18 protein-coding genes are annotated in these 25991 nt (G+C 65.8%); 12 read left to right on the plus strand and 6 right to left on the minus strand.

Going from position 1 to position 25991, the window contains the following annotated elements:
* Positions 1-44: 44 nt before the first annotated feature.
* The 3 genes from AC6RV7_RS03805 (at position 45) to AC6RV7_RS03815 (ending at position 8849) form a co-directional block, all read left to right on the plus strand.
* Positions 45-1967 (plus strand): DUF4340 domain-containing protein, encoded by a 1923-nt coding sequence (locus AC6RV7_RS03805; RefSeq protein ID WP_500092576.1) that lies wholly within the window; start codon positions 45-47, stop codon positions 1965-1967.
* A 33-nt stretch (positions 1968-2000) separates the two neighbouring features.
* Positions 2001-4808: a hypothetical protein gene (locus AC6RV7_RS03810; protein WP_500092577.1), complete on the plus strand. Its 2808-nt coding sequence runs from the start codon at positions 2001-2003 to the stop codon at positions 4806-4808.
* Positions 4809-4904: 96 nt separating this feature from the next.
* Positions 4905-8849: a response regulator gene (locus AC6RV7_RS03815; RefSeq protein WP_500092578.1), complete on the plus strand. Its 3945-nt coding sequence runs from the start codon at positions 4905-4907 to the stop codon at positions 8847-8849.
* Here the strand turns inward: AC6RV7_RS03815 and AC6RV7_RS03820 are convergent.
* The 3 genes from AC6RV7_RS03820 to AC6RV7_RS03830 all read right to left on the minus strand — a co-directional run bounded on the left by AC6RV7_RS03820 (position 8839) and on the right by AC6RV7_RS03830 (position 13294).
* Complete coding sequence (locus AC6RV7_RS03820) at positions 8839-10083, minus strand: sulfatase-like hydrolase/transferase (protein ID WP_500092579.1); 1245 nt, start codon at positions 10081-10083, stop codon at positions 8839-8841. The genes AC6RV7_RS03815 and AC6RV7_RS03820 overlap by 11 nt on opposite strands.
* A gap of 119 nt (positions 10084-10202) precedes the next feature.
* The gene (locus AC6RV7_RS03825) at positions 10203-11591 is read right to left on the minus strand and encodes a hypothetical protein (RefSeq protein ID WP_500092580.1); all 1389 of its coding nucleotides are present in this window, start codon (positions 11589-11591) and stop codon (positions 10203-10205) included.
* A complete protein-coding gene (locus AC6RV7_RS03830) occupies positions 11588-13294 on the minus strand; it encodes a hypothetical protein (RefSeq protein WP_500092581.1) in 1707 nt (568 codons plus the stop codon). Before AC6RV7_RS03830 ends, AC6RV7_RS03825 begins: the two co-directional genes overlap by 4 nt.
* A gap of 59 nt (positions 13295-13353) precedes the next feature.
* Here AC6RV7_RS03830 and def point away from each other — a divergent pair, with 59 nt between their 5' ends.
* The 4 genes from def to AC6RV7_RS03850 all read left to right on the plus strand — a co-directional run bounded on the left by def (position 13354) and on the right by AC6RV7_RS03850 (position 16453).
* Complete coding sequence (gene def / locus AC6RV7_RS03835) at positions 13354-13923, plus strand: peptide deformylase (protein WP_500092582.1); 570 nt, start codon at positions 13354-13356, stop codon at positions 13921-13923.
* 137 nt (positions 13924-14060) lie between these two features.
* Entirely contained in the window at positions 14061-15137 is a 1077-nt protein-coding gene (locus tag AC6RV7_RS03840) for a Gfo/Idh/MocA family protein (protein WP_500092583.1), read from the plus strand.
* A 2-nt stretch (positions 15138-15139) separates the two neighbouring features.
* Positions 15140-15697, plus strand: coding sequence for a cob(I)yrinic acid a,c-diamide adenosyltransferase (locus tag AC6RV7_RS03845; RefSeq protein ID WP_500092584.1), 558 nt, complete (start codon positions 15140-15142; stop codon positions 15695-15697).
* Positions 15698-15877: 180 nt separating this feature from the next.
* Positions 15878-16453, plus strand: coding sequence for a DUF6580 family putative transport protein (locus AC6RV7_RS03850; RefSeq protein WP_500092585.1), 576 nt, complete (start codon positions 15878-15880; stop codon positions 16451-16453).
* Between the two features lie 119 nt (positions 16454-16572).
* Here the strand turns inward: AC6RV7_RS03850 and AC6RV7_RS03855 are convergent, their stop codons facing one another.
* From AC6RV7_RS03855 to AC6RV7_RS03865, 3 genes are all read right to left on the minus strand, one after another.
* On the minus strand, positions 16573-18117 hold the full coding sequence (locus tag AC6RV7_RS03855) for a PhoH family protein (protein ID WP_500092586.1): 1545 nt from the start codon (positions 18115-18117) through the stop codon (positions 16573-16575).
* Positions 18118-18364: 247 nt separating this feature from the next.
* Entirely contained in the window at positions 18365-18616 is a 252-nt protein-coding gene (locus AC6RV7_RS03860) for a hypothetical protein (RefSeq protein ID WP_500092587.1), read from the minus strand.
* Positions 18617-18744: 128 nt separating this feature from the next.
* On the minus strand, positions 18745-19323 hold the full coding sequence (locus tag AC6RV7_RS03865; RefSeq protein ID WP_500092588.1) for a hypothetical protein: 579 nt from the start codon (positions 19321-19323) through the stop codon (positions 18745-18747).
* A gap of 170 nt (positions 19324-19493) precedes the next feature.
* Between AC6RV7_RS03865 and AC6RV7_RS03870 the strand changes: the two genes are divergently transcribed.
* The 5 genes from AC6RV7_RS03870 to AC6RV7_RS03890 all read left to right on the plus strand — a co-directional run bounded on the left by AC6RV7_RS03870 (position 19494) and on the right by AC6RV7_RS03890 (position 25940).
* Entirely contained in the window at positions 19494-20933 is a 1440-nt protein-coding gene (locus AC6RV7_RS03870) for an aminotransferase-like domain-containing protein (RefSeq protein WP_500092589.1), read from the plus strand.
* An 11-nt stretch (positions 20934-20944) separates the two neighbouring features.
* On the plus strand, positions 20945-21526 hold the full coding sequence (locus AC6RV7_RS03875; protein WP_500092590.1) for a DJ-1/PfpI family protein: 582 nt from the start codon (positions 20945-20947) through the stop codon (positions 21524-21526).
* Positions 21523-22473, plus strand: a complete 951-nt coding sequence (locus AC6RV7_RS03880; RefSeq protein ID WP_500092591.1) for an EamA family transporter — start codon at positions 21523-21525, stop codon at positions 22471-22473. Before AC6RV7_RS03875 ends, AC6RV7_RS03880 begins: the two co-directional genes overlap by 4 nt.
* Positions 22474-22602: 129 nt before the next feature.
* Positions 22603-24402, plus strand: a complete 1800-nt coding sequence (locus tag AC6RV7_RS03885; protein ID WP_500092592.1) for a tetratricopeptide repeat protein — start codon at positions 22603-22605, stop codon at positions 24400-24402.
* The gene (locus tag AC6RV7_RS03890; RefSeq protein WP_500092593.1) at positions 24399-25940 is read left to right on the plus strand and encodes an exosortase/archaeosortase family protein; all 1542 of its coding nucleotides are present in this window, start codon (positions 24399-24401) and stop codon (positions 25938-25940) included. Before AC6RV7_RS03885 ends, AC6RV7_RS03890 begins: the two co-directional genes overlap by 4 nt.
* Positions 25941-25991 lie beyond the last annotated feature (51 nt).

Consider the following 25991-nt stretch of genomic DNA (forward strand, 5'->3'; position numbering starts at 1 on the left):
CGCACTCCCGCTCTCAACTCTCAACACTCAACCCTCAACTTCCTGTGCGCACCAAAGTCACGCTCGTCCTCGTGTTCCTCAACGTCGCGCTGTTCTTCTTCATTTTCCGTTTCGAACGCCGCTGGCGCATCGAGGAAAGCTGGAAGGAATCCCGCCGCCGCGTACTGGGCGCGGAGGCGTCCGACATCCGCGCGCTGCAAATCACCAGCTCCGATCACAATCTGTCGCTCGAAAAACGCGGCGACACCTGGTTCATCACCCAGCCGCTCGAGTGGCCGGCCGAACCCAACGCCATCAGCCGCATCATCAACGAACTCCAGCTCCTCGAACACGAGACCAGCTTCCTCGTTCGCGATCTCGCGAAAAACGGCCAGTCGCTCGCCGACTACGGCCTCGACGAACCGAAGCTCACCCTGAGCTTCACCTCCGGCGATCCCGCCGTCGCCAGCGCCGAAAACCGTCCGCCCACCGTCCTGCGGCTCGGCGACAGCACGAAGGACGGCGTGCGGCTGTATTTACTTTCCTCCGACGGCCAGCGGATCCACGTCGTCAACCAGAGTCTCGCCCGCAGCCTCTCGCTCACCTTCGACGAGCTCCACTCCGCCGCGATCTTCACCATCCCGGTTTTCGAGGCCAGCTCGCTCAACCTCCAGACCGCCGCGCCCGCCAGCCTGCGCATCCGTCTGCACCGCGACGGCAACCGCTGGTCCTTCGACACACCGATCGTCGCCCGTGCCAGCAAGACCAAGACCGAACTCGCGATCAACGGACTCAACGCCTTGCGCGTGGAGGACTTCGTCACGGAGAATCCACCCGCGACGCTGCCCTCCGCCAAGCCTTCCCTGCGCGTCAGTCTCGAGGGCAACAAGCGCCGTGAAACGCTGCTGCTCGGTGATCCGCTCGCCGCCGGCGAAACCGCACCCGCCGCCGGCGTCGCCTATTACGCCCAGCTCGAAGGCCGCAGCGCGCTGTTCGCCGTGCGCATCCCTGCGGCGTTGAAAGGCACGCTCGATCAGGCGCAGGAGTCCCTGCGCGAGACGCGCCTGCTCGATTTCGATCCGCGCGCCGTCACCGCCATCACGTTGACCGCGCCCGGCCAGCCGCCGCTCACGCTACAGCGCCTCGAAACCGGCGCGCCTGCGACCGACACGCCCGCGTGGCAGATCGTCCTGCGCGGCAGCGGCACCCAGGGTCCGCAAACGCTGCCCGCCGACCGCAACGCCGTCGCACGACTCCTCGAGCAGTTGCTGCGGCTCGAAGCGAAAACGTTCCCCAGCGACGCGCCGCGCGACGCCGATCTCGAATCGTGGGGCTTCAACCGCCCCGAGCGCGAAGTCACGCTCACGCTTTCCGGCCAGCCGTCGGTGCAACTGCAGTTCGGAGTCGGCACGCTGGACGACGCTCTCGTCTACGCCCGGCTCCCGGCCGCCTCGGCTTCGATCTACGGCGTCGATCCCTCGATCCTCCGCGAGACCGCCGTCACCCCGCGCACCTGGCGCGAAAAACTTCTGCGCGAGCTGCCCAGCGGCGCGCGGATCACCGCGCTCAAGCTGGTCGATTTGAGCAACGACTCCGTGCTGCTCGACACCGCGATCGCCGCCGACGGCACCCCCGCGGCGTCGGTGAGCGATCCCGCGGCCGTCGCCACGCTGCTCGCGCACGTCCGCACGCTGCGGGCGAAGGAATTCGTCCTCGATCAATTCGTGGACCGCGTGACGGTCGCCGGCGAGGACCGCCCGTGGCGCTACCGTCTCGACGCGACCACCATGCTCACCGGCGGCGCCGGCGAACAGACGAGCACCACGACGCTGTTCCTCACGCCGCGGGTTGGCGGCGCGCACCAGCTCGCCGGTTCTCCGGCCAACGAATTCAACGCCGTCTTCGAGATCGAGCAGCCGCTGCTCGATGCGTTGTGGAAAATCGTCGAGGGCCCGCGCGATCCCGGCCCGGCCGAACCGGCCCGCTGAGCCGGCGCGCACGCCTGGCGACTGCTGACGGTCATGCCGCTCCGGCTCAAGCAACTCTGGCAGGGCATCCGCTTCTGCGGCGATTTCCTCCTGTCGCTCGGTTGCTGGATCCTCTGGCTCGCGCTGGGCCTCGCCCTGCTCGTGCAGCTCGGCATCGCGTTTACGCACGAGCTCGCCGTCCCGAAATTTGCGCTGCGCTCCATCGAGCAGCGTCTCCAGGCCGCCGGCCTTTCTCCCCACTTTGGCCGCGCGACCTTCGACCCCGTCGGTCGCGTGCTGCTCGAAAACGTGACGTTTTCCCTCCCGCAGTTCGCCGAGCCGGTGCTCGCGGCGCGGGCGGTTTACGTCGAACTCGATCCGTGGTCGCTCCTGGTCGGCAGCCTCGAACCCGAGCGCGTGCGGATCAGCGGGCTGCGGCTCTTCATCCCCGCCATGCTCGCGCCGTCGGGACGCAGCCAGGAAATCGTGGGCGATCTGGAGGTCTTCGCCCGGATCGCCGACAACCGGCTCGAGATCGAGCAACTCACAACCCGCGTCGCCGGCATCGCCGTCACCGCCGCGGGAGCATTCGAACTGCCGCCGCGCGCCCGCGGCCCGCAGGCCGCGCCGCTGCCGGGACTGCAACAGCTCGTGGAACGCTTTCCCGATTTTTGCCGCCGCCTCGTCGCCGCGACCGCCCGGCTCCCCGACATGGATGCGCCGGCCGTGCACATCGAGCTGACCCCGTCACCGACACGCGGCGCCCTGGCGGCCGCGACCCTCGCCACGCCGCGACTGAGCCTGCCCGTGGCCGGCCAGCCCATCAGCGCGCGCGACCTGCGCGCCACGGTCCGCGTCCCGGTCCTCGGCCCCGCCCCCGCGATCCTGCCCGTCGCGCTCGAAGCCGCCGAGGTCCGCACGCCGCGCGGGGTCGCCGTCCTCGATGTATCCGCTTTTTCGCGACTCGCGCTGCCCCCGGGGCCGCGTCCCTTCGCGCCACGCGAAATCCGCTTGTCGGCCCGTTCCGTCGCCGCGGAGGGACTGACGGGCGAGTTCCCGCTCGCCACCCTCGAGTCCGGCGACGCGGGAGATTTTGCGGCGGAGTTCAGCGCGCTGCTGCTGGGGCAGCCGCTCGCCGCGACGGCCGCGGGCGATCCCGCCGCCCGTTCCGGCCAGGTGCGCGTATCCGGAAAATTGTCACCGGACCTGCTCGCGCCGATCGGAGCGCGGGTGGGCCGCGATCTGCGGCCGTTCGTCGACTTCGGCGCGCCCGTCGGCCTCGACGTGGAGGCCCGGTTTCTGCCCGGCGGGAAGTTTGAAAGCCTGACGGGCCGCGTCGCGGCCGAGCGCATCGATGCGCACGGCGTCGCGATGGACTCGATCGCCGGCGAGATCGAGTTCGACGGTCGTCGGTTCGTCGCGCGGCACGCGCTGGCGCGGCTGGGCCCGAACTTCGCCTACGGCACCTTCGAGCAGGATATCGCCACGCACGAGTTCCGCTTCCTGCTCGACGGCCGCCTGCAGCCGATGGCGATCGCCGGGTGGTTTCACGACTGGTGGTCGCACGTTTTCGAGAACTTCGACTTCCCCGACGCGCCGCCGACCGCGAGCGTCGATGTCTCCGGCCGGTGGCATGAGGGGCTCCAAACCAGCGTTTTTCTTTTTGTGGAAAACTGCGGCGCCGCGATCCGGGGCGCGTCGTTCGACTATGCGCGTTCGTTGCTTTTCATCCGGCCGAACTTCATCGACGGACTGGAGCTTTTCGGCGTGCGCGGCGCCCGTGAACTCCGCGGGACCTTCACCCGCACGACCACAGTGCCCGATTACAAATGGCGCGAGATGACGGTGGCGTTCACGTCGACCCTGGATCTGGAAAACGGCGCCAAGCTGCTCGGCCCCGAGATCGCCGACCGGCTCGAGCCCTTCGATTTCGCCCAGCCCCCGCAGTTACGAGTGAAGGGCCGGCTGGACGGTCCCGGGGCGCCGGAGGGCGAACATCATGACTTGCGCATCGAGGCACGTTCGGCGGGTTCGTTTTCGCTCTACGGATTTCCGGCGCAGGACCTGTCGTTTTCCGCGAGGCTGCACGATGGCGAAGTGACCGTGGACGCCGCGGAGGCGGTGGTCGCGGAAGGCTTGCTCACCGGGAAGGGACGATTGTGGGGCGAGAAGGACGAGCGGCGGCTTGGTTTCGATGCCGTGCTGCAGGGAGCCAATCTGGCGACGACCGTGCACACGGTGAGCAACTACCTGGCCGCGCGTCGCGGCGAAGGCACTGCCAAGGACGACAAATTCCTGTCCGGCAAAAGCAAGGTCCGGCTCGATCTGGCGCTGTCGGCGGCGGGAAAGGCCACCGACCCTTACAGTTTCCACGGGAATGGACACGCCACGCTCGAAGGTTCGGAACTCGGCGAAGTGCGGCTGCTCGGGCTTTTGTCCGCGCTGCTCGATTTCACCTCGCTTCGCTTCACCTCGGCTCGGGGCGAGTTTCAACTGGACGGCCCGAAAGTGGCGTTCCCGGCCGTGAGCGTCACGGGCGCGAATTCGGCCATCCAAGCGCATGGCGACTACTCGCTCGACCGGCGGCAGCTCGATTTCAATGCGCGCGTGTATCCGTTTCAGGAAAGCAAATCGCTGCTGCAGAACGTGGTCGGAGCCGTGCTCACGCCACTCTCCACGATGCTGGAGGTGAAACTCACCGGCGCCCTCGACGATCCGCGGTGGGCGTTTGTAATCGGACCGACCAATTTACTGCGTTCGTTGGGCGAACCGAGCACGACTCCCGTTCCAGCGCCCACGGCGCCCGACGGCCCCGTTCCCACACCGCCGCCACCGCAGGAGAGCGGCGTGAAAACGAATTGATCGGCGCGTGCCGCTCGCTTAGCTAGGGGGAAATCCTCAATGGCCTACCTCCCCACATTGCCACGAAGGTCCTGGCTGGAGCGTGCGTCCATTGTCTTGGCCACCGCGCTGTGCGGTTTGGGAGCGTCGGCTTTGGCGGGTTGGTGGTTGCGTCTCGACGGTCTGATCCAGCCGTTCAGCACGGGCGCGGCCATCAAAGCCAACGACGCCCTGTGCGCCTTGGTGCTCGGCGGGATCCTGCTGGCACTCGAGCTGGGCCGTCGACCGGTCATCTGGCTCTCGCTGGTGCCGGCGACGATCGCGTTCGCTTCGCTGCTCGAGAGCGTGTTCGACCTGCAACTGCACATCGACGAGTTGCTGGTCACGGACCATCTGCTCACCGAAACAGCGCATCCGGGACGGATGTCGGCGATGTCGGCCGCGTCGATCCTGCTGGCTTCGCTGGTGCTGGCTTGGCGGGGGTATTCGCGTGCGCCGCGGGTGCGGCTTTTCGCCGAAGCCGCCGTCAGCTCCATGGTCGCATCGGCGGGACTGACCACGCTGCTCGGCTACTTGGTAGGACTGCCGGCGGTGTATCGCTGGGGAACGAACACCGCGACCTCTCCGCTCAGCGCCATCGCGCTCCTGCTGGTCGGCCTCGGCCTGCTCATTCTGGCGTGGCGGGAAACGATGAAAGCGGAAGGTGGACCGCCCTCTTGGTCGCCGATGCCCGCGGTCGTCGGATGTCTCACGCTCACGATCATTCTTTTCATCGGCTTGCGCGAGCGCGAGGTCGCCTATCTGGGCGCCAAGACCCAGACGTCGATGGATACGCTCGCGAACACGATCAAGTTCGCCTACGATCGGCAGGCCTCCGCCATCGAACGTCTTGCCCGCAAATGGAGCGAATCCGCCCCGAATGCCAAAGTGGTGTGGGAAGCCGACGCTCGCGAACACCTGGAGCAGCCGCGCGAAACGTCCGAGTCGCTCGAGTGTGCCGCCATCGCCGTCGTGAATCCCGGCTTTCGCACGATCTGGGTGTATCCCGGCGAGGGCAACGAAGGGGCCATGAACTTCGACCACGGGGCGGACGTCGACCTTTCCGATCCGCAGGCGAATCTCGTGCCCTCCGGCGCGCCCGAGGTCGATGACCGGCGCGCCCGCCGGATCGCGATCGAGGCCGCGCGCATCAGCGGGGGTCCGGTGATTTCCGCGACGATCGCGATCGGCGGTCGGGGAAAGGGCGTCGCCATCTACGCGCCCATCAGCCGCGACAAACAGATCATGGGTTATGTCGCCGGCGAGTTTCCGTATCAGAGCTCGTTTCAACGCCTCGTGGCGGGGAAGCTCGCCAGCGATTACCGCATCCGCATCCGGGTCGGCAACGAACTGGTTTACGATTCGCTGCCGGGCGTCGACGAGATTCAGAACAGCGAGCTCTCGCTCGAAAAAACCTATCCGCTGCTCGACCGGCGCGTGCGGCTCATGCTCACGCCATCAAAGGCCGCGCTCGAATCGGAACGTCTTTTCCTACCGGAGCTCGCCCTCGCAGCGGGGTTTGGAATCACGCTGCTGCTCGGCCTGAGCGTGCATCTGGCCCGCAGCGCGCGGGCCGGCCAGCGCGCCGCCGAACTCTCGAACCGCAAGCTCCATGCCGAAAACGAAGAACGCCGCCGCGTCGAAGCGCGCCTGAAAATCTCCGACGAACGGCTCCGTCTCGCGCTGGATTCTACGCAGATCGGCATCTTCGAATGGAATGTCGGCGCCGGCCACGTCTACTACAGTCCCGGACTCTGGGCGATGCTCGGCTACGACCACGGCCGCATGCCCGCGAGCGTCGAAGCCTGGCAAAACCTCATCCATCCTGACGACCTCCCGCTCTATCGGCGCCGGGTCGAGTCCCAGCTCGGCGGAATCGCGTCGTTCATCGAACCGGAATACCGCGTGCGCGCCCGCGGCGGCGAATGGCGCTGGGTCTACACGCGTTCGAAAACCGTCGCCGCCAGCAACAACGGCCGCCCCACCCGCATCATCGGCACCGTCCAGGACATCACCGCCCGCCGCGAGGCCGAGCAGGCGCTGCGCGAAAGCCAGGCCGAGACCCGCAAGCTTTCGCTCGTCGCTTCCAAGACCGACAATCCCGTGCTCATCGCCTCGCCCGCCGGCACGATCGAATGGGTCAACGAGAGCTTCACCCGCGTGATGGAGTATTCCCTCGAGGAGGTCGTCGGCAAAACCCCCGCCGACTTCATGAACGGCCCCGACACGGATCGCGCCACCGTCCGCCAGATCCGCCTCGCCATGCAGGAGGGCCAGGGACTCTCGACCGACGTGGTGAACTACTCCAAGTCCGGCCGCAAATATCACCTGCGTCTCGAAATCCAGCCGATCCGCAACGAAACCGGCCAGCTGCAGAACTTCATCGCCATCGAGACCGACATCACCGCGCGCGTGGAAACCGAGCAAACGCTCCGCCGCGCCAAGGCCGAGGCCGACGATGCCTCCCGCGCGAAGAGCGAGTTCCTCGCGTCGATGTCCCACGAGATCCGCACCCCGATGAACGGCGTCATCGGCATGACCAGCCTGCTCATGGAAACGCCGCTCAATGCCGAGCAGCGCGATTTCGTGAACACGATCCGCACCTCCGGCGAGGCCCTGCTCACGATCATCAACGACATTCTCGATTTCTCCAAAATCGAGTCCGGCAAGCTCGAGCTCGAGCACATGCCCTTCGAACTCGCGGTCTGTCTCGAGGAGGCGCTCGACCTCTTTGCCCTGCAAGCGTCCGCCAAGAAGCTCGAAATCGTTTATCACCTCGCGCCCGATGTGCCGGCTTGGATCATGGGCGACGTCACGCGCCTGCGGCAGGTCGTCGTCAACCTGGTCAACAACGCCGTGAAGTTCACGCCGCACGGCAGCGTCGCGATCGAGGTGCGGCGACTGGGCAACTCACCCATCATTCCCGGACGGCTTCAGCTCGAGTTCCGCGTGCGCGACACCGGCATCGGCATCCCGCGCGATCGCCTCGATCGTTTGTTCAAGGCCTTCAGCCAGGTCGATTCGTCCACCACGCGCAAATACGGCGGCACCGGTCTCGGCCTCGCGATTTCCCAGCGGCTCAGCAACCTCATGGGCGGAAACATCCGGGTCGAGAGCACGGTCGGCCAAGGGTCGTCGTTTATCTTCACGATCGCCACCGAGGCCGCGGCCATCAAGGCCGAGCCGACACGGCCGGCCGGCCTCGCCCAGCTCAACGACGCCGTCGTGCTCTGCGTCGAGGATCATCCGACCACCCAGCAACGCCTGCGCACCCTGCTTGAACCGCTCGGGGCTCGCTGCCTGTTCGCCCCCAACGCCGCGACCGCCTTGTCGCTCGCGCACGATCTCCCAGCACCGCCGCGGCTCCTGATCGTCGACGGCGACGAGACGGAGGGCACATCGCCGCTCGAACTGCTGCTGCCGATCAAGGCGCCCCGGTTGCTCATGCTGCCCTTCGGACAGACGGCGCCCGCCGCGCCGACCGATCTCCAGCCCTACACCAGCGTGTTCAAGCCGTTCAAAACGGCGTCCTTCCTCCACTCCATTTCGTTCCTCTTCAATCCCGCCGCGACCACGCTCGCCACCCGCCACACCGCCAGCGGCTTCTCGCGACGCCTCGCCGAAGAGTTTCCGCTCGATGTGCTGCTGGCCGAGGACAACGCCGTCAACCAGAAGGTCGCGTTGCGTTTCCTGGATCGTCTCGGTTATCGAGCCGAGGCGGTCAGCAACGGGCTCGAGGCCCTCACCACACTGCAATCCCGCCGCTACCACCTCGTGTTGATGGATCTGCAAATGCCGGAGATGGACGGCCTCGAGGCCAGCCGTCAGATCCGCCACCGACTTCCTGCCGACCGGCAGCCGAAGATCGTCGCGCTCACCGCCAACGCCATGCAGGGCGACCGCGAACGTTGCATAGAGGCCGGCATGGACGACTACATTTCGAAGCCGGTGAAACTCCACGAGATCGAAGCCGCCATCCGCCGGCTCTTCGCCAAGACAGAAACGCCCACGGTCATCGGCTGAGCCCGCCCGCCGCCGCGAGCCGGCTCAACTCGCCGCGCCACGCCGGATCGTCCACAAGATTTTTCTGTTCGAGCGGATCGCGCTCCAGATCGAACAACCACCAGGGCGAGCCGTCATCGTTGACCACCAGTTTTCGCGTCGCCGTTCGCACCGCGCGCCAGGGGCGATCGCATTGCTGCGGCAAGGCTACGACGCTTGGCATCGAAATCGTCTGCGCTTCCGCCACGCGCCCTTCGCCGCGACACCCGCCTCGCGCCCACGCAAGCGTCCAACGGTGAACATCGAGCAACGTCACCAACGCCGAATCCGTGACGCCCGCCGCAAACTCTTTCTGTCCTCGCGCGCGCACCAGCAGCGGCACGCGCACGGATTCCTCATGCGGCCAGCCTTTGCGAAACAGCCCATGCGCTCCGTGCATGTCGCCGTGCACGCTGGTGAAAACCACGATCGGCGCCGCGCGTCCGCTTCCCTCCGCCGCGGCGTCGAGCTGCGCGATCAAACGCCCGATCACACGATCCGTCGCCTCGATGTGGGCATAGTAGCCCGCCAGCTCCCGGCGGGCTCGGGCTTCGATCTCACCGCCGCGCGGCACATTCGCCGGGAGCAGCAGTTCGTCCGGCGAGCAGGGTGCGACGCCCGCCGCCGGCGCGGCATAGGGCGGATGCGGCGGCTCGAGACTCACGACCGCAAACCACGGTCCCGTCTGATCGTGCAACCACGCCGCGGCCCGCTCGCTCACGACATCGCTCTGGTATCCGCGAAACGGATTCGGCTCCGCCATCCGCGTGCCGTGCAGCCAGGGATCGTTGAGGAGAAATCCGCTCTCGAAGCCTTCCCAAAACGCGAATCCGCCCCGACGTTCCGGCGGCACGAGGGTGCGCGCGTGCACCTCGCCCACCAGCGCCGCGGACGGATCCCGCGGCGCGAGGTGCCATTTCCCAAAAAACGCCGTCGTGTAGCCGAGTTCGTTCACCTCGTGCGCGATCGTGCGCGCGGCCGCCGGTAGTGGGTCGAAATAATCGCGCACGCCGTTTTCCGGTGAACGGATTCCCGTGAGCAGCGCGGCCCGCGCAAACGGACCGAAGGGATGCGGCGTGACCGCCTGCGCAAAGCGCACGGCGTCGGTCGCGAAGCGGTCGAGAAAGGGCGTGCGCGCGTTGACGTCGCCCGCGCAGCCGAGCGCCTGACCGCGCCACTGCGTGGTCACGATCCAGAGGATATCGGGGCGAATCATGCTCGGGAACCGCAGCGGACGGACCGTGGTGGCGGCGTCGCCGCGAGGAAATGACGCGACATGGCGCGACTTTCGGCCGCGCGCGGCGGCGCCGCAATCCGGGATTCGCGGAACGCGACTTACTGCAGCTTCAGCGGCAGGGAGCGGATGCGCGCGCCCAGCTCATTCAGCACGGAACTCGATTTTTGCGCGCTGATGTCGTCGCCGGTCGGGAGGCGCCGTGCCGGCAGGAAATTGTTCACCACGGCGCAGTAGTCGCTGTTCACCATGATCCCGAGGATTTCGCCGGTCTTGCTGAAAACCAGATCGCCGCGCGACGGAGCGAAGTCGCCGAAGAGGCGCTTGAAAAAGCGATTGTCGACGCGCACGTAGCCGGGCTGGGACGCGTCGAGCTTGAACCCCACCTCGCCGTAACCCCGCCCGCCGCCGTTCACGAGCACGGCCTCGGGAAACTTGAACGGGTCCAAGGCGGTTGGATACACCTTGGCGCCGAGCGCCTTCACCTGGTCCTCGCTCACCGGGATCGCGACCAACCGCGGATCGACGGAGAGGAACTGCAGTTCGCCGACCGGGATCCGTTGATGGTTGCGGACGAATTCCACGGAGAGCTTCTGCCAGTCGAAGCTGTTTTCCGTGAGCGGAAACGGCGTGTCGGAAATATGCAGCAGCGCGTAGGTCTTGGCGCCGTCGGTGACGAGGAGCGTCGCCGCCGAACTCTCGCGCGTGGCCGGACCGAAGAGACCCGCTCGCACGGCGGTAAAGTTTGTCGTGATGCGGTTTTCGAGAAACTCGCTGAAGAGCACGTTCGCGTTGATGGGCCGGTTTTCCCGGATCTCCTTCGTCAGCGCGCCGGAGCTTTCCGCAAGCTGCCCGACGCCCTGCGCGAGCTGCGTCGTGGCCTCCTGCACCTTCAGGCGTTCCTCACGCTCGGCCACGACCTGCGTGCGCAGCGTCTCGGCGGTTTCACGGAGAATTTCCTTTTCGCGCTGCGCGACGCCGACGGCGACGTTGAGCTGCTGGATGCGTTCGCGGGCTTCGGCCTGCGCCTTTTCGGCGCTGGCGAGCGCCTGCTGCTGGCGCTCGGCCTCGGCGCGACGCTCCTCGAGCTCCCGTTGCAGCCGCGCCAGTTCCTCCTGCGTCATCGTCGCGTTTTGCGTCGCCTCCGCCACCTGCTGCTTCAGCTGCTCGGCGGCCGTTTGCACGCTCGTGAGATTGGTCGCGAGCTGGGCGCGCTCGGCCTCGAGTTTCGCGAGGTTTTGTTCGCGCGTGCTGAGATTGGATTCGAGCCCGGCCAGTTTCTGCGCGAGCTGCTCGCGCGCGGCACGCTCGTCCTCGAGCGAAAGCTTCATCGTTTCGACCAGATCGTGGTCTTTTGTGACGGCGTTGGCACCCATTTCCGGGACGGGCGGCTGTTTCACCGGAGACGGCTCCGCCTTCTCCCAGCGCGTGAGCGCCAGCAGATTCAGCAGCAGAAAATCGCAGAGGATCAGGAGGAGCGTGCGATTCATGGCGTGGCGGTTGCGATTCCGCTCTTGCCGCCCGTGACGCCAGGCGCGCCGAAAGTGGGCGTGACGGTCTGGCTGTCGAGGATCAGCTGGCGTTTGTAGGGCCGCACGTGGCGGATCTTCACGATGGCCACGCAGGTGATGCCGAAGAGATTCGAGGAATAGGCCGCGAGCAGGTTGGGTTCGATCACGCCGAGCACCTGCAGCACCAGGGCGGCCGCGGTGCCGCCGATGCCGACGTAGAGGCCGCCGTCGAAGAGGTTTTCCTCGTTTTCCATCAGCCGCAGTTTCACGAGCGGTGTGACGGGCGAGCGGGCGACGTCGCGGATCTTGAGCAGACAGGTGAAATACATCGCGACTTGGAGCGCGGCGAAGAAGCCAATCGAGAGAATCGTGGTGGAGTCCATGGTCTTGATCGTGTCGTGGGAGGACGGAGCGGGGTTGGTGGCGGTAGTGACAAGCGCGGGCAACACGAGTCGCGCGCGATATTCCGAAGGCGGTGCCGCCTTCAACAAAAACGGTTCCGTCGCGATCACCAGCAGCGCCGCGAACAAAGTGGCCAGCAGTCCGCTTTTCATCCGCGGCAGCCCGAGACCGCCGCTGCTGCCGGAAGGAATGATCCACGCGTCCAGACCGCGAAACACCAGAAAGGCGCCGAGCAGGTAGGCGAAATACTTCAACACCAGCATCGCCTTCGGATGCAGCAGCACCAGCGAAGCGGCGGTGCCGAGACCGGCTTCGAGCGAGCGGTTCACCGGCACCTGCCGCAGCATCAGCTGGCGAACCGCGCCCTGTCCTTCCGCCAGCGCCACTTTCAAATCGTCGAGGCCGGTGCTGCCGTATTGCAGGAGATAACTCGCGACCCGGTCGGCCGATTCGGAAAACAGGGCGGCGACATAGATCAGCGGAAACTGTTCGGGCGCGACTCGCGCCAGGTGCGCATATTCGCCGACCGTCTTTTCGCTCTCGGTCCGGCGCAGCAGCTCGGTCAGCTGCATCCAGTCGAGCCGCCGGCCCAGCGACAGGAGGTCGAGGAAAAACGCCTCGAGCTCTCCGAGGCGGCCTTGCGCGTTGGCGAGATCGGCACCGGTGCGAATCTCGCGCTGCAGCGCCGGCGAGAGGTGTTCGCCCTGATACAGCAGCGCGGTCAGCAAGATCAAGGCGTCGAGCGGCTGTCCGCCCGGCTGCGCGGCGGGAACAAAGCGACCCGTGTCGGTCAGTGCCCGGAGTCGCAGCAGCGATTGCACGCCGAACGAACGCGAGTTCGAAAGATAATTGCGCAACGACTGCCGTGCCGCCTCTGCGACGATGAAGTTCAGCACCGGCGTGCTCTCCGCCGTGGCCTTTTGCTCGCGCTGCTTGAAGAGCGGATCGAGAAACGGATCCCAACCGCCCCACGCCACCATCTCGGGTTGTTGCGCCGCGAGCTGTTGCAGCTCCGCCTCCAGGGCGCCTGCGCCGGGATCGTCGACCGCGCGCGCGGCGTCGAGCACCAGCGCCGCCGGCCCGATCTTCTCGGCCGTCACGAGCTGCCCGCCGAAGACCGAGAGCGAAGGCGTCTGACGCCCGGCCTCGCGCAACAGCGCCGGGCTCACCGATTTCAGGTTCACCGGCACCGTCCAAGCCGCCAGCGCGATCGCCAACCCGATCAAAACCAGGAGCGGCGCGAACAGCGGTTTTCCGGGAGACGCGGTTGTGGCGCTCATCGATCGTAGTATTGGTTTGCAGAGCTATATGACAAAACCACGCTGCTGCTAACCGACCGATGTCCCTGCCAATTGTTCACTACAACGACCCCATCCTGAGGAAGAAGGGAGAGCCGATCACGAGCTTCGACAACGCTCTCGCGACGCTCGCCGCCGAGATGGTGGAAACGATGCACGCCGCCGGCGGAATCGGTCTCGCCGCCCAGCAAATCGGCCGTGCGCTCCAGCTTTGCGTGATCGACCTGCGCCGCGCCGACCTCGATTTCACGTGGGAACTCGATGGCGCCAAGCCGCCGCTGGATTTGTTCATGCCACTCGCGCTCGCGAACCCGCAGATCAAATTCGTGCGCGGCACCGACGAATACATCGTCGAGGAAGGCTGCCTGTCGTTTCCGAACATCCGGGGCGATGTCATCCGGCCCGACGCGATCGTCGCCACTTTCCAGGACCAGCAGGGCGTCCCGCACACGCTGCGTTGCGACGGCCTGCTGGCCCGCTGCATCCAGCACGAGGTCGATCATCTCAACGGCATCCTCTTCATCGACCGCATGGAGAAAAAGGTGCGCTCCCGGATCGATGCCGACATCAAGGCGCTCGCGCGGACCACGCGCGAGACCGCCGAAGCCTGAGCCCGCCGAGGTTGACGCTCGCCACGGGCAAAATTGAGCGGGATAAAAGCGAGGGGCATTCAGAGCGCGGCCTATGATCCTCGCCCCGGGATCTTTGTTTCGCCGCATTTCCAACTTTCTCAGCTCGTCGTCCGCCTATGAACTCCTCGTCCGATGGCATGAACTACGCGCCCCAAGGCGCGCCGCGTCCGGTAGTCGCAGCCGGTGAATTTCCGATCGCCGCCGCGTTTCTCGAACACGGCCACATCTACGGCCAATGCAACGGCCTGGTCGAGGCCGGCGCCGAACTGCGCTGGGTTTACGACGCCGATCCGCAGAAGGTCGCGGCGTTTCGCGCCAAGTATCCGCAGGTGAAGGTCGCGCGTTCGTTCGACGAAATCCTCGACGATCCCGCCATCAAGCTCGTCGCCGCTGCGGCCATTCCCAACGAGCGCGGCCCCATCGGCCTGCGCGTGATGGACGCGGGCAAGGACTACTTCACGGACAAGACGCCGTTCACGCAGCTCGACCAACTCGAAGCCGCGCGCGCCGCGACCGCGCGGACCGGTCGCAAATACATGGTTTATTACAGCGAGCGGCTTCACGTCGAAGCCGCGATGCACGCCGGCGATCTCGTGCATGGCGGCGCGATCGGCCGCGTGCTGCAGGTGCTCGGACTCGGACCGCACCGGCTCAACAAACCGAGCCGCCCCGCCTGGTTCTTCGAACGCGAGAAATACGGCGGCATCCTTTGCGACATCGGCAGCCATCAGTTCGAACAATTCCTGTTCTACAGCGGCGCCACCGACGCGACCGTCACGCACGCCGCGGTGGGAAATTTCGCGAATCCCGACAAACCCGAATTCGAGGATTTCGGCGAGGCCACGCTGCTCGGCGACAACAAGGCCTCCAACTACGTGCGCGTGGACTGGTTCACGCCGGACGGTCTCGGCACCTGGGGCGATGGCCGCACCGTGATCCTCGGCACCAATGGCTACATCGAGATGCGCAAATACATCGACGTCGCCCGCGATCGCCGCGGCGATCAGCTCTATCTCGTCGACGATCGCGGGGAACATCACCTCGAGCTGACGGGGAAGGTCGGTTTTCGTTTCTTCGGCGAGCTGATCCTCGACTGCCTCCATCGCACCGAAAAGGCGATGACGCAGGCGCACGCCTTCAAGGCCGCGGAGCTGTGCCTGCGCGCCCAACAGGTCGCGCGAAAAATCGCCTGACCATGGCGCATTCGATCACGACGCGCAGAGGCGACGACGGCACGACCGCGCTGCTCTTCGGCCAACGCGTGCCGAAGGATCATCCGCAGATCGAAGCCGTGGGCGTGTTCGACGAAGTCAATGCCGCGCTCGGTTTCGCGAAATCCGTGCAACCGGCCGGCGAGCGCCACGCCGCGCTCGAAGCGATTCAACGCGATCTCGTTGCGCTCATGGGCGAACTCGTGTGCGCCGAGAGCGATGCGGAGCGTTATCTCGCGTCGAAATTCCAAAAACTCGAACCGGCGGCGCTCGCCCGCGTCGACGCGCAGATTGCCGCGCTCGAGGCGAAACAGATCCGCTTCGACGGCTGGGCCACGCCCGGCGCCACCCTACCCGCGGCCGCGCTGGATGTGGCGCGCACCGTCGTCCGCCGCGCGGAGCGCGTCCTCGTGCACCTGCCGCGGCAAGGCCGAAACGTGCGTCCGCTCGTGCTGCAGTTCGCCAATCGCGTCGCCGATCTGCTGTGGCTCATGGCGCGGGAAGCCGAGAACGAGCCCGGCCCGTCCGCTCCGCCTGCATAATGGGGCGCCTCGGGCTCCGGTGTTTCGCTGCGTCGTCGTTTTCGTAGTGGCTGCAAACCGGAAGGAAACGCGATTTCGGGCGGACACTTATTCCCCGCATGCAGCGGCCTACAGGATTTCCCGAAGTTCCAAACCACACTTGTCACTTTCGCCGTTCCCGGCCATTACCGAATCCCTCTTATGATCCTCGCTGCTGTCCTGATCCTGGTTGCTGCCGGCTGGCGAATCGCCGCCGCCTGGGAGCCCTCGCTTGCCAACTTTGCGCCGCTGATGGCGCTCGCGTTTTGCGGCGGAGTTTATTTCCGGAATCCGCGTTTGTGGCTGATCCCTCTCGCCGCGCTGACGTTGTCGGATCTCTATCTGGATCATTACTACGCCACGCAGTTCGGCTACATCTGGACGTGGGGAGCGGCGGGCATCCGCGCGCTTTGCTTCGTTCTCGCGATTTTCTTCGGCTGGATGGTTTCGCACCGCAAGAGCTGGCTGAACCTGTTCTCCGGCACGCTCGCGGGCGCCGTGATCTTCTACTTGGTGACGAATTCGCACGCGTGGTGGTATGACCTCGCCTACGCGAAGACCGCCGCCGGCTGGTGGCAGGCGATGACGGTCGGTCATCCGCAGTTCCCGCCGACGCTCTTCTTTTTCCGCAACTCCCTCGTGAGCGATCTGTTCTTCACCGGCATCTTTGCGCTCGTGATGGAATATCGCGCGCTGCGTCACGCGCAGCCGAGCCTGCTTGCGCGTGCGCAGGCCTGAGCGACGCCTTCTTTTTTCTGCACACAAAAGGCGGGTCGAAAGACCCGCCTTTTTCTGTGCCGTTTCGGTGTGAGTGCACGCCAGCGCCGCCACACGCCGATAAGGTAACGCCGAGACGTCTAGAGCAGATCTGCGGCGAGCTCCGCGAGTTTCGAGCGCTCGCCTTTCGTGAGTTTCACGTGCGCGGCGATCGCCTGGCCTTTCATGCGGTTGTGACAATACACGAGGCCGTTGCTGCGGGAATCCACATACGGATTGTCGATCTGCGCCGGATCGCCGATGAGCACGATCTTCGAACCTTCCGAGATGCGCGTGATCACGGTCTTCGCCTCGTGCGGCGTCAGCTGCTGCGCCTCATCGAGAATGAAGAACCGTCGCGGAATCGAACGCCCGCGGATGAAGGCGAGCGCCTCGATCTCGACGAGGCCGTTGCGCAGCAGGCGCTCGTAGGGTTTGGCCAACGCCGCGCTACCGCTGCCATGCCCGCCGTTTTGCGTCGCCTGGCTCGGCGGATACGCGGTCATGGCGGCGACGAGATGATCCCCCTTCTTGTGTTTCTTTTTTGAAACCTTCTTAGCGGCGAACTGCGGTTCCTTCGGAGGTTTCGACGGCAGCAGCACCTCGAGCGCATCGTAATACGGCTGCAGCCACGGCTTCATCTTCTCCTCGAGCGTGCCGGGCAGGAAACCGATGTCCTTGCCGAGCGCGATCACGGGCCGGGAAATCGAAACACCGTCGTAGCGTGAGTTTTCGTCCTGCGTCTGGTGCAGCGCGCCCGCGATCGAAAGCAGCGTCTTGCCCGTGCCGGCTTTGCCGAAGCACGTGACGATGTGCACGCTGTCGTCGAGCAACGCATCGAGAAAGAATTGCTGCTCGAGATTGCGGGCGCGGATCGGCACGCCGCCGGGCGCCTTCACGAAATCGGGAATCTTCAGCCGCCGCACGCAGCCGTCGCCGCAAAACCGCGCCGGCATGGTCTTCCCTTCGCTCGAGCGCAGGAGCACGTATTCGTTGAGGTAAAGCGGTTTCGCCGCCGCGGCGGAAAGCTCGAACTCACCCTCAGAACAGAAACGCTGCAGCTCGTAGATCGAGAGCGGAATCTCGCGGTAGCTCGCCTCGTCGACCGGCTCGGGCACCTTGTCGTTGAGATAATCCTCCGACTCCAGCCCGACGGCGCGCGCCTTGAGCTGCACGTTCACATCTTTCGTGACGAGAATCGTCGGCGGCGGAAACTGCTCCTGCACGAAGAGCGCGGCGGCGATGATGCGATTGTCCTTCTTGCTCAGGTCGGGCAGGATCGACCGCAGCCGGATCATCGCCGGCGAGGTGCGCCCGCCTTCCATCAGATATGGATTGATGATGATCGACAGCGTGCCGCCGTTCGGCAGTTCGACGCCCTCGTGCATCGACCGCGAGTCAGGCAACAACTCCTGCAGGATGCGGTGCACACGCCGCGCGTTGCGACCGCGCTCGGTGGACTGCTCCGATTTGATCGAATCCAGTTCTTCGAGGACCTCGACCGGGATCGCGAGGTTGTTGTCCTCAAACTTGTAGATCGATTGGGGGTCGTGAAGCAGGACGTTCGTGTCGAGCACGAAGGTCTTCACCTTGCCCGCTACCTTGATCCGCGAAATCGGGGCGAGGGCCCCGCGGGTAGTTTCCATCGTGTGTGGATATCTTGTGAGCAACTCTGCACGAAGCATGCCGGTTGTCGAGAGAGAGCGTGGGAAAAAGCCATCGTGTCCGGATAAAAACGCTCGCAACGACGGCGACCGGCCGCGCGACGCTGGCGTGAATCCGACCGAACACAATCACCGCTCACATCGTCGCGGAATCTTCACAATTTAGCGCGAAACGCCGCGCCCGCGCGCGGGCATGATCGCGGCGCCCGCACCTGCCGGATCGCCGGCGCTAGAAGCACTCCTTGCGGCAGTGCTCGGCGATCAGCGCCTTCAGTCGCTGGATGCTTTCCTGATCCTGCGCCTTCATTTCCCGCCAGAAGCTCTGCAGCTCCCCGTCACCCTCGGCATTCACGATGTATTGATCGTAACGCCAGAGCGCATCGAGGCGGTTGCTCAGCTCGTGGACCATGTCGTGATCGTGATCGGCCGCGCCGTGCGTCTCGCCGATGTGCGCCAGTTCTCTTTCTGCTGCGAGTCTCATGATGTCTCCTGTTTTCGGGTTCTCGTTGCGGCTGCGTTTCCGAGCCGATGCCGCACAACGTATCACCGCCACGGGACGCAGCCATGGGGCCGCGGGCCGAAGCGCCAACCGGTCCGCCCACCGACGCCTTACGCGATGCCCGTGCGCGCCGCCCCATGCAGCCACCGCCGCAGAGCACGAAAGTCCTCCGGGAGAAACACCTCGCGATTCGCGTCGAACGTCGCCTCCTCCTCGCACCACGACGCGCGCAACAGCGCCGCGTGCGCCGTCGCGTCCAAGGACGTCCAATACGGGCAGTCCACGCAATGCGATCCGCTCGTCCGCCTCCGCACACGTTCGAGCTGCTGCCGCCGACACGAGCCATCGGGAGACTTCTCGCGATAAGACTCGCGGCAGGTCGTGAACTCGCGATGGAAGCAGCTCTTCACGAGCTGCCGCACCGGCTCGAGCCAGCGTTCCCGTGAGCCGGCGTCCCCGAGCACTTGATCGACCAACGGCGCCACCTCGGCCGCCGTCATCTCGCCCGGCGCACCGGTTTCTCCCTCGATCAAAGGCGGCGGCAACCCGCGCGCCTGGAGCAACTCCAGCAGTCGCGCGCACACCCCCGCCAGCTCGCGCGGATCCGGCGCAGGCCATGCATTCTGTCGAAAATAACGCGTCAGGATCGCGCCCACTCTATCCAGAAACTCGGTGCCGGAGACACTCATGCGACGGACAACGGCACCGCCACCCAACGGGATGTCAAACTCTCCGCCCCCGCAAATTGTCATGGTCACACTGGTCCCGCTGTGAAACTGTGCTGATGCCAAAAGCCGGTCGCTACGCCTGCCGCGCCCGCCGCGTCTCCGCTACCGTGTGCGCTCCACCGATCGCCGCCATGATCCAAACCGTCAACAAGCCTGAACGCGCCCCGCTCTATCTCGAGCTGGCGCGCGAGATCCAGGAACTCGTCGAACAAGGCACGCTCCGGCCCGGCCACCGCCTGCCCTCGGTCCGCCGCATGGCGCTGCAACGCGACGTGAGCATCTCGACCGTGATCCAGGCCTACACCGTGCTGGAAAACCGCAGCGTGCTTGAGGCTCGGCCGCAGTCCGGTTTCTACGTTCGCCCGCAGATTGTCGCGCTCGCGCCCGAACCGCGCATGGCGCGGCCGATGGCGAAGCCGAGTTACGTCGGCATCAACGATCTCACCGCGGAGATTCTCACCCTCGCGGTCGATCCCGACTACGTCCCGCTCGGCGCCGCGTTTCCGCACCACTCGCTGTTTCCCACGAAGAAACTCGCCCGCCTGCTCGGCGCGGTGAGCCGCAACGATTCCGCGATGCTCGGTCGTTATGCGATGAACTTCGCCTACGATCCGCTCGCGCGCGAGATCGCCCGCCGTTATCTGCAATGCGGCGCGCCGCTCTCGCACGAGGAACTGGTCGTCACCGTCGGCTGCGCGGAGGCGATCAACCTCTCGCTGCGCGCGATCACCAAGCCTGGCGACACCGTCGCGGTCGAGACCCCCGCCTATTTCGGATTTCTGGAAACGATCCAGAGCCTCAACCTGCGCGTGCTCGAGATCCCCACCGACTCGCGCACCGGCCTGTGTCTCGACGCGACCCGCGCCGCGCTCGCCGAATGCGCGGTGAAGGCGTTGATCATAATGCCGAGTTTCCAGAATCCGATCGGCGCCTGCATGCCCGACGAGAAGAAGGCGAAGCTTTACCAGCTGCTGGGCGAATTCGACGTGCCCGCCATCGAGGACGACATCTACGGCGATCTGCATTTCGGCGAACGCCGGCCCAAGCCGTTGAAGGCCTGGGACACCGACGGACGCGTGCTGCTCTGCAGTTCGTTCAGCAAAACCCTCGCCCCGGCGCTTCGCGTCGGCTGGTGCGCGCCGGGGCGCTACCTCGAGCGCGTGCAGCGTCTCAAGTTTACGAATACGCTCGGCACGCCTGTCGTGCTGCAAAAGACCGTGTCCGACTTCCTGCGCAACGGCGGCTACGACCACCACCTCCGCTCGATCCGCCGGTCCTACCAGAATCAGCTGCACCTGTTTTCGCAGGCGGTGCTGCGCCACTTTCCCGAAGGCACGCGGCTCAGCCGGCCGCAGGGCGGCTTCATTCTGTGGGTGGAACTGCCGCCGGGCGTCGACACGCTCAAGCTTCACCGCGAAGCCGTTCGCCACCGGATCGCCACCGCCCCGGGCGCGTTGTTCTCGGTTAAGGACCGTTACCGGAACTGCCTGCGGATGAATTGCGGCCTGCCGTGGAGCGACGAGATCGACTGTGCGGTCCGCACCGTCGGCGAGCTCGCCCGCCAGCAGTGAACGCCCGCACCATGAAACGAAATGTCGCCATTCTGATCTTCGACGACGTCGAGGTGCTCGACTTCGCGGGGCCATTCGAGGTGTTCGCCGTGACGGACGAACTCGAGGGGCACACCGCTTTTCACACGTTCACCTGCGCGCTGAAACCCGGCACCGTGCGCGCCCGCAACGGCCTGAAGCTCGTGCCCGATTTCACGCTCGAGCATTGCCCGGCGCCGCACGTGCTGGTGATTCCCGGCGGGGCCGGCATCCGGCCGCTGCTGCGCATGCCGTCGCTGCACGAATGGCTGCGAACGAAAGCGCGCAGCGCCGAACTGGTGTTCAGCGTGTGCACGGGCGCACTCGTGCTCGCGCAGGCCGGACTGCTCGATGGCTTGCGCGCCACCACGCATCACGAATGCCTGGACGAATTGCGCCAGGTGGCGCCGCGGACGGAGATCGCCGCAGCGGAACGTTTCGTCGACAACGGCCGGATCGTGACCGCGGCGGGCATTTCCGCCGGCATCGATGGCTCGCTGCACCTCGTCGCACGGCTGCTCGGCGAAGGAGCGGCAGACCGGACCGCGCGCTACCTGGAGTATCGACGCGCATGAAATCCCTCTCCGGCGGGGCACCCGCCGCGACGCTCACTCCCGCCGCTCCCGCGCGCTCGGCGCTCGTGCTGGCGTTCGCCTCCATCTACGTGATCTGGGGCAGCACGTATCTCGCGATCCGCGTCGCGATCGAGACGATGCCCGGATTTCTCATGGCCGGCGTCCGGTTCGTCACGGCCGGAGCGTTGCTCTACGCGTGGTCGCGCTGGCGCGGAGCGCCGCGTCCGACGCTCCAGCAATGGCGCCCGAATCTCGTGATCGGCATTCTATTGCTGCTCGGCGGGAATGGCCTGGTCGTGTGGGCCGAGCAGTTCGTGCCGTCCGGCATCACCGCGCTGATCATCGGCGCCCAGCCGCTTTTCTTTGTGGTCACGGAATGGTTGTGGCCCGGCGGCACGCGCCCGTCCGCCATCACGTTCGGGGCGCTGCTCCTGGGATTTGCGGGTGTGGCCTGGCTGGCGGCGCCGTGGCGCGCCGGCAGCGGCGCCGGTTTCGATCTCGCGGGCGTCGGAGCCATTCTGACCGCATGCGCGAGCTGGGCGTTGGGTTCCATCTACGCGCGCCATGCGAGGCACGGCGTGGATCCCATGCTCGCATCCTCGCTGCAGATGATCGCCGGCGGCGCCACGCTCTGCCTGTTGGCGTGGGCGCATGGCGATTTTGCCCATGTGGATGTGACCGCGTTCTCCGCGCGCTCGTGGACGGCCTTCGTTTACCTGATCTTTTTCGGATCGATCGTGGGCTTCTCGACCTTCGTGTGGCTGCTCAAGCACAGCACGCCGGCGCGCGTGGCGACTTACGCCTATGTGAACCCCATCGTCGCCGTCGCGCTCGGCGCGTTGATTCTCCACGAACCCGTCACCGGCCGAACGGTGATCGCGTCGGCCGTCATTATCGGAGCCGTGATCGTCATCTCGACCGACAAAAATCGCCCGCGAAACCGCTGAGCGGCGGCACACATGGGCCGGCCAGCCGGGGCGAAACGCGAGGCGCATACCGGTTTCAGCTCGACCTGAGACATAGGGTGTTCACACTAGCTGAACCCACCCGGACGTCCCTGACTCCGGCCTTTCCACATGCAACTTCTTCAATCGCGTCGCGAAAACAATCGGCCGAAGCGCTGGTTGAAAATCGGTCTGCTCATCGGTGCGGGCGCACTGGGCGTCGGCGCCTGGATGAGCTGGGACGTCGTTCATCCGCGCTATCTCCGCTGGAAACAACAACGCGCACTCGAGCAGGCGAAGCGCTTCATGGACGCCCGCGATCCGGCGAACGCCCAACTCGCCCTCGAGGTGGCCTTGAAGACGATCCCTGGCGATCCGGACACGATCCGGCTCGCCGCGGACATGCTCGAGCAGGTGAACTCACCTCAGGCGATGCGCTTGCGCCGGTCCGTCGTGCAGCGACTGCCCCATTCGTCCGAAGACGCCGCGCGGCTGGTCCTCTGCTGCCTGCGTTTCAATGACTTCAACGCCGCCAAGGACGCCCTCAGTGCAACCCCGCCGGCGGTCGCCAGCGAACTGCCGATGCTACGCGCTGCACTGGCCTTTGCGGTCGCGACGAACAACTCACCCGTCGCCGACTACCTGCTCGACCAGTTGCGCGCCCAATCGCCTGACGACCGCGCCCTGCGCCACGCGCAGGCCTTGCTCTGGCTGCGTCATCCACAGGAGGAAACCCGGTCGCAGGCCCGCCGCGATCTGGAAGAGCTCGCCCGTCAAACGCCGGCGCTCGGTCTGCAAATCCAACGCGAGCTGGCGGGCGACGCGCTGCAGCGGCGCGACTACGCCCGGTTGAAGGAGCACCAACAGAAGATTCTCGCGGATCCCGGCGTCACGTTTCCCGACCGCCTCCAAAAGGCGAACGTCGACCTGCTCGTCGACCAAAAGCCTTTTGAAACCATCTTCGACCAACTCGCGCCGGAAGCCGTCAAGTCCGCCGCCGACGCGACGCAGTTTGTGCAATGGCTGCTGGTTCAAAGCCGCGCCGCCATTGCGGATAACTGGCTCGCCCGCCTTCCGTCCGCCGTGCGGCAGACGCCGGAGGTCAGGAACGTCGAAGCCGATGTCGCCGCCCAACTCGAAAATTGGGATCGCCTCGCTTCGCTCCTCAACGAAGGCGCGTGGGGCCCCATCTCGCCTGACACGCTTCGCCTCGCGTTCGCGGCCCACACGGTCAACAGCCCGACGAAACCCTCGCTGCGTCGCGAGACGTGGGACATGACGCTCGAATCGTGCGCCGGCAATCTCGGCGCCTTGCGGGTGCTGCAGCGTCTCGCCGTCGTGTGGCGCTGGAGCGACGAAACCGAACGCACTCTCTGGTCGATCGCCCGCGCGTTTCCAGACCAGACGTGGTCGCACCAGGCGCTGTTTAATTTCTACCGCGAAAAGAAGGACGCCAAGGGCATGCGCGAAGTGATGGATGTGTTGCGCCGCGCCGATGGCACGGTCCCGCGTTATCAGCACGACTGGGCGTTGCTGACGATGCTGGCGGAGCCGAACTCCAACTGGAATCCCGCGAAGGACACGATGCGCAAGCTCCACGAGAGCGATCCGGCCAACGCGAACTACGCGACCGGCTACGCCTTCGCGCTCGCCCTCGCGGGCAAGCCGGCCGAGGCGCTCGCGGTGGCCGAAAAGATGAGCTCACTCGATCGCGAATACCCGCCGCGCCAGCCGTATCTCGCGTTCGTTTACGGCCTCGCCAAAAAAGGCCCCGAGCTCGAGGAAACCGTGAAACGTGCGGAGGGAACGGCCTTTCTGCCGGAGGAAAATTATCTGTTCACGCGAGCTCGCGAAGAATTGAACCGCAAGCCGGTGAAACCCGCCCAGCCGGGCAACGCCGAAACCGAAACGCCCCTCGCGCAAAGCCTGTGAGCGAAGCGGTCGCTCCGTCCGGTCGCCGGCTTCTCGTCGCGTGCGCCGCGGCCGCGCTGACCTTGAGCTGGCTGCTGCCGCTGCACGTCACCTGGAGCAGCGCGCCGGATCTCGGCCACGCGTGGGTCGTGCCGGTGTTGATGGCGTATTTGTATTGGGAACGCTGGGACGAGCGGCCCGCGGCGCGGCCGCGCGCGCGCCTTGGCGCGCACTGGTGGTTTTTGGGTGCCATGTTCGTCGCCGCGCATCTGCCGCTGCGCCTGCTGCTCACGCCCTTCCCGCTTTGGCCCTCGTTACTCGGCGTCTATCTGCTGCTGCTCGTCCTGACCGCGCTGGCCGGCGCGTGGCTCATCGCCGGCCGGGCCGGCGTGCGCTGGACCGCCGGTCCGCTGATCCTGCTGGTCAGCACGCTGCCCGTGCCGAGCGCGTTGGAAAACGCGATCATCCTTCCGCTGCGCCAGATCTGGGCGTCGCTGGCCGCGGAAATCAGCAACCTGCTCGGCACGCCCGCACTGGCGCTCGGCACCAGCGTGCGAATCGGCAACGGCTGGGTCGGCGTCGACGACGCCTGCGGCGGGATTCGCTCGCTGCAAGCCTGCGCGATGATCGCGCTTTTTTTCGGCGAGTGGTATCGGTTTTCCGTCATCCGTCGGCTTGGCCTGCTGGGGATCGGCCTCGCGGCCGCGCTACTCGGGAATTTTGCGCGCGTCGTGTTTCTGTCGCTCCGCGCCAGCGCCGGGGCCGAGGCAGTGGAAAGCGCGCACGATCCCGCGGGCTGGATCGCGATGGGCGTCAGCCTCGCGCTCACCGGCTGGCTCGCCGCCGCATGGAGTGGCTATCGTTGGCCAGTCACGAAAACCGCCGCGCCGCGGACGGGGCCCGTAGCACCCGCGGCCGGGGTGTGGTTCGCCGCGATCGCCGCATTTTTCCTGATCAACGAAACCGCCAACCGGCTCTGGTTCTTTCTCGGCAAGCGGGCGGTCGCCGAGATACCGCAGTGGACGGTGACGCTGCCGGAAAACCATTGGAGCTTCCGCGCACTCCCCCTCTCTGCGACCGCGCGCGAACTTCTTGGGCCTGACGAATTCCGCGCCGGGACCTGGCACGACGAAGAGGGGCACAAAGTTTGGAGCTACTACCTCGAATGGAGCCACGGACAAGTCGCTCGATCACTGCCTTTTCTTCACAACCCAACGATTTGTTTCCCCGCAGCCGGAGCTGAACTCGTAGCAGCCCTCCCACCGATTCGCGTCAAATGGGATAAAGGCTACATACCTTTCTACCGCTATCACTTCCGCCTATCCAGAGAGGACATTGTCGTGGCCTTCACCATCTGGGACCCCACGCGTGGAACCTTCATGAATCAACAAGAGCATACGACTTCCCACGCACTATGGCTCGCGGGACAATGGCGCGAAGTCGTTGAAGCAATGAAAGATCAACCTGCGCAACTGTTAACGCTTGCTGTGCTCCGGAGCGCCAATCCTGCCGTCGATATTGAGCGAGAATTGAGACGCATTATCGCTGCGAAATCTTAGTCTCCACCAAAACAAGCTTGTAATTCACCCTATGCAACATAGGTAATTTAC

Source organism: Opitutus sp. sgz309028, from assembly GCF_059821195.1.